Origin of the sequence: Methylobacterium sp. WL119, from assembly GCF_008039875.1 — a bacterium.
Taxonomy (GTDB): domain Bacteria; phylum Pseudomonadota; class Alphaproteobacteria; order Rhizobiales; family Beijerinckiaceae; genus Methylobacterium.
Map to the genome: position 1 here is coordinate 1 of NZ_VRUU01000128.1, position 12036 is coordinate 12036.

The following is a 12036-nucleotide window of genomic DNA, read 5'->3' on the forward strand; positions in this document are numbered from 1 at the left end:
GGGCTACGGGGGAGGACATGGTGGTGGGCCCGGCAGGACTCGAACCTGCAACCAGACCGTTATGAGCGCAATGACTTCCTTCAAATAGCAGGGAAAGCAGACGAAATCGGAGCGGACAGATGTAGAACGTTCGCCCTCGGTTCCAACGTATCGTTGGTGAAACGTTGGTTCGTTTCACCGGCAGGGTAGGGCGTCGCCACCTGTCCAGCTCTGGATGTGACCGAGCCAGACGGGTAGGGGCGGATCGGCACCTTCAGGGCAGTTAATCACCCGGCTACGAATGCTGGACCGAACAGTAGGAACAAGGCGAGGCGGGGTTTAGACGCTTTTGTGATCGCTGAGCTACGCTAAAAGATTTTATTTACTATAAGTTTCAACAGACAGGAAACCCTTTGCACGCAATATTATTGCATGCAATCTATGCTCATATCCTTAGTTGATAGCCAATCCCTCAGCTTTATTGTCGCCGCAGCGACTATTTGCACCTTCAGTGCGTGGCTGTTGGTATCTCTCATCCACTATGCAGAGGTTGGTAGCACAACCACCCGGCGATGGTGGTTGCTTGGAACGGCCGTCGTTGCGGGCACTAGTGTCTGGACGACTCATTTTGTGGCGATGCTAGGGTATCGGACCGATCTCGTCTTAAGTTACAACTTAAACACGACGATGGTCTCCGCCGCTGCAGCAATCGTCGCGGTAGGCCTACCATTCGCCCTTTCGATCATATGCCCACGGGGATGGATGCGCCTTGTTGCCGGAGCTGCGTCAGGCCTGGGGATTGGCGTTATGCACATCAGCGGGATGGCTGCGCTGGAAAACTGCGGCCAGGTTCAGTCGCTTGGCTTCAACGTCCTCGCCTGCTTGATCGGCGCTGCCTGTATGGCGCTCGCGCTCGTGCGTCCGGGGCGAACTGGATCGCGGCTGGTGACCACGTCGCTGATCGTCGTCGCGGTTTGTGGGACGCATTTCGTCTCGATCGCGGGCACGGTCTTGACCGGGGAGCGCGTCGATCAGCTCCTTCCCGGCGTACAGGTCGCACTCAGTGTTCTTGCCGCGACAGGCGCCGCCATCCTTCTGTTCGGGACGCTTCTCGCTCTAACTGCAGCTAAGCGCTTTGACACCCAAGAAACTGCACACGCTCGTGTTCTCGCGACGGCACTGCAAAAGATGTCGAACGGGATCCTTAAGGTATCTGCTTCCGAGATCGTGGAACTCTACAATGAGCGCCTCTGCGCGATGCTCAAGCTCGCGCCAAGCGACATGGCCAGAGGAATGAGCTTGGCAGCCTTCCTCGAGGGTGTGGGTCGGGCGAATGGTTGGGAGGCAGACCGCGTCGCCAGGGTGCTGGCAAACCACCGAGCCTGGATGGCCAGGGACGACGAGACTCGCGTCGAGCACAGCTTCGAGGATGGCCGGATCCTGTCCATCGCTTGCCAGCCCATCGAGGATGGTGCGGTGCTCACCTTCGACGACATCACGCAAGCAAAACAGGCGCAGCGCGAGATCTCCCTGCTTGCCTATCACGATCCGCTAACAGGCTTGGCCAACCGTCGGTCGCTGCTCGAACGCCTGGCGCAAGCGCATGAGGAGGAGCAACCCTCCACGCTGTTGCTGATCGACCTCGACCGGTTCAAGGCCGTCAACGACACCTTCGGTCACGGGATCGGCGATCGCCTTCTTGTCAGCGTGGCATCACGGCTGTCCGAGCTGGCGGGGGAGACCGCTTTCGTCGCTCGCCTGGGCGGTGACGAAATGGCGTTGATCGCTCGTATGGACGCCGAGGTAGCTATGAGCTTGGCCGAGCGCATCGTCATCGCGATCGAGAAGCCGTACGCGTTCGACGATCTGACCATCGTGATCGGCTGCAGCATCGGCGTGTGCAGCACCGAGGACCGGGCGAGCCCAACAGATCTGATGCAGCGTACGGACATCGCGCTGTACGAGGCCAAACGCCAAGGTCGAGGTCGTGCGACGCGCTACACCCCTGGGATGATCGAGGCCGTCGCCGACCGGCATCTCCTCGAAAGCGACATCCGGTTCGCCCTGTCCGAGGGTCAGTTCCATCTCGCGTACCAGCCCATCATGGCGCTCGCCGACGACACCATCCTGGGCTTCGAAGCGCTTATTCGCTGGCCGCATCCGACGCGGGGGCTCGTCTCCCCGGCGACCTTCATCCCGTTGGCGGAAGAGACGGGGTTGATCCTGCCGATCGGGCGCTGGGTGTTGGAAGAGGCCTGCCGGCAGGCTGTGGCTTGGCCAACTGATCAGCATGTCGCGGTCAACATCTCGGCCGTGCAGTTCCGTTCGCCGACGCTGCTCGCTCATATCACTTCCGCCCTGGCGAAAAGTGGGCTGCCGGCGAGCAGACTGGAGATCGAGCTGACGGAGACGGCACTGGTCGAGGACGGGCCTCAAATTGCGCACACCTTGTTGGCGCTGCGCCAACTAGGCATCAAGATCGCGATGGACGACTTCGGGACGGGGTACTCGTCTCTTGCTCACCTGCGGGACCTGCCGCTGGACAGGATCAAGATCGACCGCAGCTTTGTTGCAGCAGCTTTGGAAGACAAGCATTCGATGGCGGTCGTCAAAGCGATTACGCAGATGGGGCGTGACATGAACATTCTGACGATCGCTGAAGGTGTTGAGGATGCGAACCAGCTCGCCCTTCTACGAGCGCTCGATTGCGATGCCGTTCAGGGATACCTGATCGGTCACCCGGAACGCTTGATCTCAGTGTTTAAGAATGGAGCACAAGTTCGTGCCGCTTGAGTGATCCTCTGCCGCGGGACAACTCAGGCGATCGACACACAGTTCATATCCCGCGAAGCTTGAGTCTTCGAAGTAGCTGCTTAGGGTCCGATACGACGTCTATTACGCCACCTCGGGCGGCGGCATCGCGCTATCGAAGCGCCAGCCATCGAACCCGCTGGTACGCGAGGCGGCGATCGACTTCCTCGACTGGTTCGGCGAGGACGCCATCGCCCTCGGCTGGATGGCCACCAGCCTGTTCGGCCTTCACCCGCCCCTCGGCGTGGTCCGCGTCGACTACTGGGGCTGCCCTTTGATCAAGGCCCGCTGTGTCGAGGCGATCGGCGACACCTAGATCCGGTACGGCAACCAGATCTTTCGGTGGGACCGTCTGGGGCATCCCGTTGGCGTGCCGGCCTAGCAGGCTGCGTGGTAGGCGGCAGGCACGAAAAAGCCCGCCACGGCGGCAACCGGGCGGGCTGAGGTGATGTCAGGGCCAGAGGAACCCCTTCGATGGCCGGGTCGTAGCGTGAGCTAGTTAATGGATGACGAAAAAGCCCCGCGCGGCGGATGCCGGCGGGGCTAAGTGCGACTCGGGTAGGAATGAGCGTGAAACGGAAGTGCCCCACGCCGTGGCCGTAAGCGATCCATGTGCCAGCAGTACTGGAGCGAAGGCCGTGGGTACGGAAAAATCCCCGGCGGCAGCTGCCGGGCGATCTGAGAATAATGCAGGGGGGAGGGGGGGGCTCAGAGCCTGAGAGTTAGAGCCCCTTCTTCGTCCCAATGGTCCGGCCACCACCGCGACGCATCATACGACGATGCATCATCCGGCGCTCCATGCGGACATTCGTCACCAGCTCGGCGGGTGCGGCCACAGCGGCAGACGGGCCCATGGGTGCAGCGGAGGCGGACGTGGAGAGCGACGCTGCGCCGAGCGCGGCGAACAGGGCGGCGGCAATGATGGATGAGCGCAAGATGGTTCTCCTCGCATGCCGCCAGAAGCGACAGCCTTCTCCCGTCGGTCGACCGAAGAATGGAAGAACCAAGCTCAAGCTCGTTTCGATCCGTTCGATCGTGGACCCGTAAGCGCGTAGAATGCGCAGCCGGGCACCTCGGATAGCCATCCCCGTTTAAACAGCGTTTCAGTGAGTGCGCGCTGCGCGCCCATTGGCAGCGATCCAGTCGGGCGAGAGGACGTGGCCTTCCTCCGTCACGATCCAAGGCAGCGCTTTCGGATCTTGGAGCGCATCGATCGCAACCGTCAGGGCTTCGCGCAGTGTTCGAAACTCATGTCCCTTCTGCCTACGGGGAGACATACCCCGCGGCCAGATCGTCAGATCGGCGGGCTTGTCGAGGTCGCTGAGCGTCATGCGATCAGTCTGCTTCGGTGGGAGGGACACGCCTCGATACCGGAGCCCTATGGCTTCGGTTGGACGATCGTGTTTCGGGTTTGTGACCGTGTTGGATGGGGGGAGCCCTAAGTCCGCGCGCCTACCTGATGCGACCCACCCAGGCTGATCCCCTTCGACGACACCGAACGCGTGCCGAACGAAGTCGGAGCGTAGGGTTTGCGTGACAGGTCATGCAGCGCATCTCCGATGAGACCTGGCGCTCCTTGTAGAGCGCGCCTTTCGCAGGTTGCGGCGATGCGGATGCCGAGTTCGTGGGTGTGGCTACGGCCGTAAAGGTAGACCGCCAGCCGGGCGCGGGTGGCCTCGGGAATACCTTCCAACAGGCTGGGCAGCGTCTCGGCTTCAGCGCCCATGAGCCGCCCCAGCACCTCTATGGCGACCGGGCAGTCTGCAGCAGGATCATCGACGCTGATCGGGTACGCTCGGTTCACGACGGCACCTGTTGGCTGGACGCGTGCACGGTGGCGGCAGGTGGTTAATGATTGGTGTCGCGGATCAGTAATGCCGCTCGGCCCGCGTCAGTGATCGCCCACTCTCGCGATCCATCAGCGGAAGTGGCTCCTGTCGGCTCGACGAAACCCATCTTCATCAGCCCGGGGATTTCCTGATCCCCCTTAGAATAGCGACGTGGTCTGCGCGCCAGCAGCATCAGCCGGTAATGCTGACTCGGCCGCAGTTTACCCTTCATTCTATCGCCCTCTCACGGCGCCTTCCCCTCCCAAAACCTGATGCCCTATTATGGCTATGTCATCATGCGGCCGGTTAGCGCATGGTGAGGATGGCGATCATAGCCGATCATCCAGATACGTGATTGACATTGCAGGAGGTCGCGGTTCGGGTAGCTGCGCTCTGCTGAGAGGTCGGCGACGACCCGTGCACAAATTGGTCTTGCTGCTCCAATTCACGGGCGGCGAAATCAAGACATCTAGCTCGCGCCTCTGGATCAATCAAAGCCGTAAATGCTTTCACGAGTGCTATCGTTTCTGCAAGCTTCTCTGAGGTGTTTACTCAAAAAACTCGCTGACCGACTCTCCCAAGATTGAAGCTATGCGCTCCATGATCGTGAGTTGTGCGGAAGAAATACGATGCGCTTTTTCCATGGCGCGGGCTTCTATGAAGCGCCGGTGAGGACGGCAATTCAATTTGTCGGTATCTGACCCATCCGGCGATCTGGCGAGGCAGGCCTGTCCCCCGATCTGATCACGGGGCGACGGGTGCTTCGCCCATCTCACCAGTGATCCGGTCCTGAGCCCGACTTGGGGGCAAGAGGCTCTCAACCAGTTATTGCGGCGTCAACGATCCACCACCGGTCAGTCCCAAGAGAAATTTACCTGCTTCTTATGCCACGGGATCGTGTTCGCTTCGGCGTGGGTACACCTGCAGATCTTCATCAGACCACCATGCTTGAAGGCCCCTGGGCATCAGTCGGCTCCACGTTTCGCCCCGTGGACGATCTGCTGCAGCAGCGAAGGAAGCGGAAGGCCGTGCTCGTCCAGTAGGAAGGCTGCGCTGAGTAGCGCTCGAATATGTTGCTCCGGGACTGGCCGACTCATGATCTGCGCGTCCAGCACCTGATCGGCGAGGAGGCCGGCAAGGCGGGAGACTTCGGATAGGCGGTCCGACGCGGCGGTCATGCCTTCCGCTCCCGGAACCGAATACCAGCGCCTCCGCCGTTCTCAGGGATGAATTCGAGGCCGGCGGCTTCGAGGGCTCGGCGAATGGCTTCGGCATTGGCCGCCGTGATGCTCAAAGGCCCATCCTGAAGCTCGGCACGCCGCACAGTAGCAACGCCGAGACGGGACGCATCAGCAACCTCCTGTGCAGTCCACCTCAAAAAAGCGCGGGCCGCTCGGAGCTGTGCGCCTGTGATCGTCAAAATATCACCTGATTGCGTATTGATCTCTAACTGATCGAGTGATATCAAAACTATCACACGGTCTTAGATGGATCAACGCTAATGCGCTACACCAACCTCATCCCCGCCTCGCACATCAGCCGCAGCGCCGACCCCCGCCTGACCGCAGACGCCCGCCGCGCCTTCATCACCACGAAGGCCGCCGTCGTCGCCTCAACCGAGACCGCCAAGCGCTTCGCTGCCACGGTCGCCCCCCCCTGGTCAACCGTGACGGCTCGTTCGACCGCTCGGCGATCATGCGCGCTGCGACCCGCGCTGCGCAGGCCCGCATGGAAGTGACCGGCGACGCCTGGGGCGTGTGCATGTCCTACGCCCTCAAGGGCGCCTGGGCCGCCGCCAAGTCCTCCCGCGCCTACCGCGCGCACTCAGGTCGGACCGATGGCCTCCGACCTGATCCGCTCTCCCGCCGTCCGCCTGCTGCACGCCCGGCAGGATCACGCGATCTGCCTGCGCCTCGCGGCCTCCTACCGCCAGCGCATCGCGGCCGGCGAGACTAATCAGCGTGAGACCCATGCCTGGGCACTCGGCAACGCCCGCCGCTGGCGCCTCGTCGCCGCCGAACTGAGCGAGACGCGCTGATGGCCGACATCGCCCGCCGTGGCGTCCTCGGCGCCTTCCTCGTCCTCGTGTCCTCGCGGGTGCCGGCCATGGCCTCCGACCGTGTGCTGCCGGCGATCCGCTGGGCCGAGAAAGCCGACGCCGCCTATACCGCGTCGGGCCGTGTCACGGCGGATCTCGCCGCCGCAGGGCTGCCGATGCCCGCCGGCTGGCGTGCCTACCGGGCTTCCCTGGCCCATGTGCGCCGGCTGGCCCGCCTCGACCTCTACGCCCTGACGCCAACTACGCCCGAGACCGCCGCGGCGCTGGCCGCCTACCACACCGCCCGCGGCGAACGTGCCGGTAGCCCTGGCGCTCGACGTGCCGCCCGCCGCCGGCTCCGCAAGGTATTCGCCCGGCCGGGTGCCGTGCTGCCGCCCCGTCCGACCTGATCGGCGCCCAAACGGGACCCACCTCGTCGCCTTCCTCGACCTACCGCCACGAGCCCTCACAGGAGCCCGAACGATGTCGCACGCCCTGACCCTGACCGTCCTCGATACCGCCTCTGATCCGATCCATGCCGCGATCAAGCGCCATCGCGCCGCCTACGAGGCCTATCAAGTCGCCCCCGAGGGCGTAGCGTCCATGATCGCAAGCGACGACTACGACGCCGCGACCGACGCCCTGACGACGACGCCTTGCGCCTCCCGGTTCGGGGCGCTCGCACTGCTCAGCCACCTACGCTGGTGGCTCAGCGACCAAGCCGAGTTCTCAGCAGCCCATCAACCCGGCTACGGCATCGCAGCACAAGTCCGCGTCGCCGACCTGACCCTGTTTCTCGGTACCAACCTGCCGCCGGTCGCGAACTCGCACGCCTTCCCCTTGAGCCGCCTGTCGCCTGCCCCGTCCCGCCTGTTGCCGGGCGTCGATCGCTACAGCCAGACGCCGCGCTTGCCCCGCCAAACGAAGCCCTTCCAGGCGAGGACGAGACCTGGCCGGCCGTGACTGCGATCCGCCCAGATACCGCGTTCGTCCGCTCCCGTCGCTTCATCAGCGCGGCCGGCGAATTCCTGGCCGCCGTGGCGATCATCGGCGGCGGATGCATCCTGACCGGCCTCGCGTCCTCGCTCTGAGCCCGACCCGGCATCCCGCCGAACTTCGAAGACTGCATCCCTGGAAACCTGAAACCCGGAGAACCGGACATGCGTAATCCCATGAAGCGCCTTCAGACCGCCGATCCCAAGCCGACCATGCGTGATCGGTTCACGTCGATGAAGGCTAAGGCCGCAGGGTTCGCGGCAGAAACGAGCCAAGGCCGCCGCGCCATGCTGGCCGGGTGCGTAGCCGCTGCCATGCCGTTGCCGGCGCTGTCCGCCTCGGGAAAGGTCGCGAGCGATGGCCGAGGCGACTATCTCGCCCGCCTGCTGACCGCATATGCCGAGGACCGGGCGTGCTTTCCGATCGCCAACGTGGCCGCTTATGGGTCGCTTGAGCAAGCGGCGACTTCCCTCGTGTCGCGGCGGTGCCGCGATGTGTGTGTGGAGATCCTGACCTTGCCGCCGCCGCAAGCTCCCGACGGTCTCGCGCTTGCAGCTCTCGCGGCGGCCATCGAACTAGAAGCCTGCTGGTTTCAGGGCAAAGACCGGCAACTCAATGCGGGGATAGCCCTGATCCGCGCCGTGCTCGCCATCACCGGAACGGCGCTGCCGCCGGGCTTTTGCGGGTTCGGGGATGAACCGGACAGTCCCGAACGGAACGACGCGCTTTTCGCGGCGCAGGGCAGCCTTCCGGCCTGGGCCATCGCTGAAGCGGAAGCCGCCGACGAGGACGATGCCTAGCCCCTCGCGTCCTGATCCTGCCGCGTCCCCTGTAATCCTCAACCCCGGAGCCCTCGCGTGCCCTTTCTTGAGCTATCCAATCCCTTCCGTCGGGGCACTGACTGCCCCTCTCTGAAAGAGTGTGTGGCGTCCCTCAAGGAGACCGCCAGCCGCCTGACGAGCGGAACCAAGCCGGCCCCGAAGGCCGTTCCCGACGCACCTGACGCGCGAGCCTTTGCCGTCGCACAAGCCCCGGTTTCTGCCGCGAAGGTGGAGGCCGAGCTAATGGCCCTCCTGGCGGAATATGAAGGGTTCGCTCGTGTCAGCGATGATGCATCGATCCGGGAAGACGCTGTTGGATTGCCGCTCCCCGATGATTTGGACAACGCGATCGATAGGGTTCGCTATTTCACAAACCAAGGCCGGGAGGACACCGTTCGGCACGCCATGGCCCTTCCGGCGACCACGCTTCTCGCCTTCGGGCTCAGGGCTCAGATCCTAGAGCACGATGCAGGCCCGGCCTGGGACGAAAGCGAAGCCGACGTAGACAACATGCGGTGTAGGGCGCTCCTGCACGGGCTGATCGCAGCGGCTGGGCTCTCGCCGATCCCGCGGCTTGAAGTGACCTCTGATGAAATTCGCGGGTGGCTCACGGCCCCCGAAACCGCCCCCGGCGCCTCCCGCGTGAAAGCCTGAGCTATGAGCAACGTCATCACCGTCCGCCCGAGCCCCCTCAGACGCACGTCCCTCCGGCTCCCTCGCCAGCCGAGACCCAGCGCATGATCGAGGAAACTGCACAGGACGCTCTCGACACTGCGGACAGCCTGCTCGCGATCGTCGACGGCATGGACCGGGATGCGGAGGCTGATGATGCTGGGGAGGAGGAGTCGGCTCCCATGGTGGCCGAGCGGTCCGGCGGGCAGGTTGTGTCCCTGCGAGGGGATGCCGTGGAGCGGCGGTCCTCTGCGCTGGATAATCGTCCTTCAGGACATACCAGCCGCGCCGACCGTGCTCTCGTTCGCCCCGCGCCCGTTGCGCGGCGCCGGCAACGTCGTGGTGGCGGCTGGCGAGGCGCTGCTTGAGGTGGTGGTGGCCCAGCCCGCGCACGACCCTTCGCAGCATATAAAACACCCCTTCTTTGGTTGTTTATGCAACCATTTAAGACCGGCGATTATTGGCCGCAGGTGGATTTCAGCTCAACTCATCAATCTAATACGGACAAGCAGAGCGGCGCATTAACTATTGGCTTTTAGAAGCCCGGGTGGTGAGATGAGGGATCGGTCTGTATAGGCCGCGACGGCATGAGCCAAGACTGGCTAGGCACAGCACGCTCCTTCGGACCCGACCGCCGCGGTGCCGTCGCTGTCATCTTCTGCCTCTGCGCGACGGTGCTGCTCGGCCTTGTCGGTGGCGGTGTCGATTACGCGCGCCTTGCCGCCCGGCGGGCCCAGTTGCAGGCGGCCGTCGATGCTGGCGTCCTGGCCGGTGGCAACGCCCTCAAGCTCGCGATGTCGACCACGGCCGCAGTGATCGGCGTCACCGAGCAGACGGTCCGATCCGGGGCGAAGTCGCCATCTGACCGGCCACTGACAGTGCAGGTGACGGTCGCGTCCGACAAAACCAACGTCGCCGCCTCCGCCGCCGAGACCTTCAAGCTGACTTTCGGTAGCTTCGTCGGGATGCCCGCCGCCAGTCTCACGGTGAAGGCGCAGGCAAGCGTCGTTGGGCGAATGCGCCTGTGCATGCTGACGCTCGATCCTTTTGCTGCCGGCTCGTTCAATCTGCAGAAGAACGCGCAGGTCACCGCCTATGGCTGCTCGCTGTACTCGAACTCGGTCAACGCCACCGGCATGGTCGGCGGCGACAACGCGATGGCGCGCGCCGACACGATCTGCTCAGCTGGCGGCTACCTTGGGCTTCGCGCGAACTTCGCGCCCGTGCCGCAGGCCGGGTGTCCGGCAATTGATGATCCGCTGAAGAACCGTGCGTCGCCAACGATCGCTGCATGCCTCTCAATACCGTCATCCGCCAACAAGAAGGGTGATATCAGCAAGAACGAGATTGATCAGAATGCAATGCTCGATCCGGGTACCTATTGCGGTGGCTTGAAGATCTCCAAAAACGCCGTGGTCACGCTCAAGTCGGGCACATACGTCATCAAGGACGGGCCGCTGATGGTGTACGATAAGGGAACATTGTCTGGCACGGACGTATCGCTGTACTTCTCCGGCAACACGGCGGGGCTGCTCTTCGACAAAGGCAGCACAATCAGTCTTAGCGCCCCCACACTCGGGGTGATGGCAGGCCTTCTGATCTCGGAGGAACGAACCGTCAGTAGCCCGCTAGATCCCGTAGTCGGCTTGGCGAACGGCCTCATCAGCGCCCTGCTGCCGGCTCTGGGGCCACCGCCCCCGACGCCAGCTCCACTAGGGCAGACCAAGCCGATGCGAACCTATCGCATCATCAGCGACAACGCCCGTACCATGCTCGGTACAATCTACTTGCCAGCCGGACGCCTCGTGATCGATGCGACGAAGCCGGTGGCGGATCAGTCGGCCTACACCGTGATCGTAGCCCAACAAATCAACCTCTACGAAGGGCCGAACCTCGTCCTTAACGCCAACTATAGCGCAACGAGCGTGCCGGTGCCGAAGGGTGTCGGCCCGGTCTCTGGCCGACTGCTGCTGACACAATGATGTGTATCTACAGCCTCCCTTTCGAGGAGATGGGGCGGTAGCCGTATGCCCGTCATGGGTCGGGACCCGCAGGTCCGCCCTACGACCAACAAGAAGGGAGTGGGAGGGATTTCGGTCCGTCCACTTCCAGGCGCGGGATCCCTGCTGCAAGCGCCGCATAGGTGCACGAAGTGGTTTGCCGATTGCTTGGACAGTGACGTCGGAACCTCAGGGCGGAAGTGGTGCGCCGGTTATCTGAGAGATAGTCTAGGTTTTCACTGGGTCAGAAATCAAGCATATAACCCGGCCCATTATGGACAAAGATATAACTTAAACATCGCCATTATTTCAAAATTAACTTATTTTTCTAATTATTATCGCCTTAAACACTCTCGAAACTTTCTGGATTTACTCGCGCCGAAGGACAAAAACGAAAATAAAGTGTGGGTCTATCTTATGGGAGCTTCGATAAAGCGGCGCGTTCTTGCATCCGCAGCAGGGTTGGCTTGCTGTCTCGTGTGCCTCCAGGCTTACGCCAACGCATCGACCGTCGCCGGCATCGTCATTCAGAAAGCCAAGCAATTCGGCTTCCAGGCGGTCACTCTGCAGGCCGGCGGATCCATCGTGCTGTCCAACGAAGAGGCGACGGCCGTCCACCACGCCTATATCGAAGCGGACGGAGTCCACCGCGATTTCGGCGACCAAGAGCCCGGCAGCCGCACCACGATGGTGTTCCCGCAAAGGGGCGACTTCCTCGTCCTCTGCGGCGTGCACCCAAAGATGAAGCTCGCCGTCCATGTCGACTAGGTCGCGAACTCATAACGGCTGGCACGGTCGCTCGCCCTGATCGTTGATCCTCCGGCATGGAGGATTGTGAATGGCGCGGTTTGACCTGACGGATGCGGAGTGGGCGGCGATCGAGCCGGTTC

At 62.9% G+C, this 12036-nt stretch carries 14 protein-coding genes; 10 read left to right on the forward strand and 4 right to left on the reverse strand.

The window, feature by feature from the left end:
• The first annotated feature begins 420 nt into the window (after nt 1–420).
• Nucleotides 421–2772, forward strand: a complete 2352-nt coding sequence (locus FV227_RS25595) for an EAL domain-containing protein (RefSeq protein WP_246686632.1) — start codon at nt 421–423, stop codon at nt 2770–2772.
• A 740-nt stretch (nt 2773–3512) separates the two neighbouring features.
• Here FV227_RS25595 and FV227_RS25600 read toward each other — a convergent pair.
• The 4 genes from FV227_RS25600 to FV227_RS25615 all read right to left on the reverse strand — a co-directional run bounded on the left by FV227_RS25600 (nt 3513) and on the right by FV227_RS25615 (nt 5797).
• Nucleotides 3513–3725, reverse strand: a complete 213-nt coding sequence (locus FV227_RS25600; protein ID WP_147860205.1) for a hypothetical protein — start codon at nt 3723–3725, stop codon at nt 3513–3515.
• Nucleotides 3726–3893: 168 nt separating this feature from the next.
• Entirely contained in the window at nt 3894–4121 is a 228-nt protein-coding gene (locus FV227_RS25605; protein WP_147860206.1) for a hypothetical protein, read from the reverse strand.
• A 107-nt stretch (nt 4122–4228) separates the two neighbouring features.
• Complete coding sequence (locus tag FV227_RS25610) at nt 4229–4594, reverse strand: hypothetical protein (protein ID WP_147860207.1); 366 nt, start codon at nt 4592–4594, stop codon at nt 4229–4231.
• A 990-nt stretch (nt 4595–5584) separates the two neighbouring features.
• Nucleotides 5585–5797 (reverse strand): hypothetical protein, encoded by a 213-nt coding sequence (locus tag FV227_RS25615; RefSeq protein ID WP_147860208.1) that lies wholly within the window; start codon nt 5795–5797, stop codon nt 5585–5587.
• A gap of 323 nt (nt 5798–6120) precedes the next feature.
• Between FV227_RS25615 and FV227_RS25625 the strand changes: the two genes are divergently transcribed.
• From FV227_RS25625 to FV227_RS25660, 9 genes are all read left to right on the forward strand, one after another.
• Entirely contained in the window at nt 6121–6357 is a 237-nt protein-coding gene (locus FV227_RS25625; RefSeq protein WP_147860209.1) for a hypothetical protein, read from the forward strand.
• A 99-nt stretch (nt 6358–6456) separates the two neighbouring features.
• On the forward strand, nt 6457–6657 hold the full coding sequence (locus FV227_RS25630) for a hypothetical protein (protein ID WP_147860210.1): 201 nt from the start codon (nt 6457–6459) through the stop codon (nt 6655–6657).
• A complete protein-coding gene (locus FV227_RS25635; protein WP_147860211.1) occupies nt 6657–7067 on the forward strand; it encodes a penicillin-binding protein in 411 nt (136 codons plus the stop codon). Before FV227_RS25630 ends, FV227_RS25635 begins: the two co-directional genes overlap by 1 nt.
• A gap of 73 nt (nt 7068–7140) precedes the next feature.
• A complete protein-coding gene (locus tag FV227_RS25640) occupies nt 7141–7620 on the forward strand; it encodes a hypothetical protein (RefSeq protein ID WP_147860212.1) in 480 nt (159 codons plus the stop codon).
• Nucleotides 7617–7748: a hypothetical protein gene (locus tag FV227_RS30400; protein WP_281406274.1), complete on the forward strand. Its 132-nt coding sequence runs from the start codon at nt 7617–7619 to the stop codon at nt 7746–7748. Before FV227_RS25640 ends, FV227_RS30400 begins: the two co-directional genes overlap by 4 nt.
• A 69-nt stretch (nt 7749–7817) precedes the next feature.
• Nucleotides 7818–8453, forward strand: a complete 636-nt coding sequence (locus FV227_RS25645; protein WP_147860213.1) for a hypothetical protein — start codon at nt 7818–7820, stop codon at nt 8451–8453.
• A 123-nt stretch (nt 8454–8576) separates the two neighbouring features.
• Nucleotides 8577–9128, forward strand: a complete 552-nt coding sequence (locus FV227_RS25650; protein ID WP_147860214.1) for a hypothetical protein — start codon at nt 8577–8579, stop codon at nt 9126–9128.
• A gap of 605 nt (nt 9129–9733) precedes the next feature.
• Nucleotides 9734–11128, forward strand: coding sequence for a pilus assembly protein TadG-related protein (locus FV227_RS25655; RefSeq protein ID WP_147860215.1), 1395 nt, complete (start codon nt 9734–9736; stop codon nt 11126–11128).
• Between the two features lie 186 nt (nt 11129–11314).
• Nucleotides 11315–11914, forward strand: a complete 600-nt coding sequence (locus FV227_RS25660) for a hypothetical protein (protein WP_147860216.1) — start codon at nt 11315–11317, stop codon at nt 11912–11914.
• Nucleotides 11915–12036: the final 122 nt, after the last annotated feature.

Excerpts from the sequence above, each read along its gene's own strand:
- FV227_RS25640 (WP_147860212.1), top strand. The coding sequence starts at position 7,141 with ATGTCGCACGCCCTGACCCTGACCGTCCTCGATACCGCCTCTGATCCG.
- FV227_RS25630 (WP_147860210.1), top strand. The coding sequence starts at position 6,457 with ATGGCCTCCGACCTGATCCGCTCTCCCGCCGTCCGCCTGCTGCACGCC.
- FV227_RS25655 (WP_147860215.1), top strand. The coding sequence starts at position 9,734 with ATGAGCCAAGACTGGCTAGGCACAGCACGCTCCTTCGGACCCGACCGC.
- FV227_RS25615 (WP_147860208.1), bottom strand. The coding sequence starts at position 5,797 with ATGACCGCCGCGTCGGACCGCCTATCCGAAGTCTCCCGCCTTGCCGGC.
- FV227_RS25595 (WP_246686632.1), top strand. The coding sequence starts at position 421 with ATGCTCATATCCTTAGTTGATAGCCAATCCCTCAGCTTTATTGTCGCC.
- FV227_RS25635 (WP_147860211.1), top strand. The coding sequence starts at position 6,657 with ATGGCCGACATCGCCCGCCGTGGCGTCCTCGGCGCCTTCCTCGTCCTC.
- FV227_RS25605 (WP_147860206.1), bottom strand. The coding sequence starts at position 4,121 with ATGACGCTCAGCGACCTCGACAAGCCCGCCGATCTGACGATCTGGCCG.
- FV227_RS25625 (WP_147860209.1), top strand. The coding sequence starts at position 6,121 with ATGCGCTACACCAACCTCATCCCCGCCTCGCACATCAGCCGCAGCGCC.
- FV227_RS25645 (WP_147860213.1), top strand. The coding sequence starts at position 7,818 with ATGCGTAATCCCATGAAGCGCCTTCAGACCGCCGATCCCAAGCCGACC.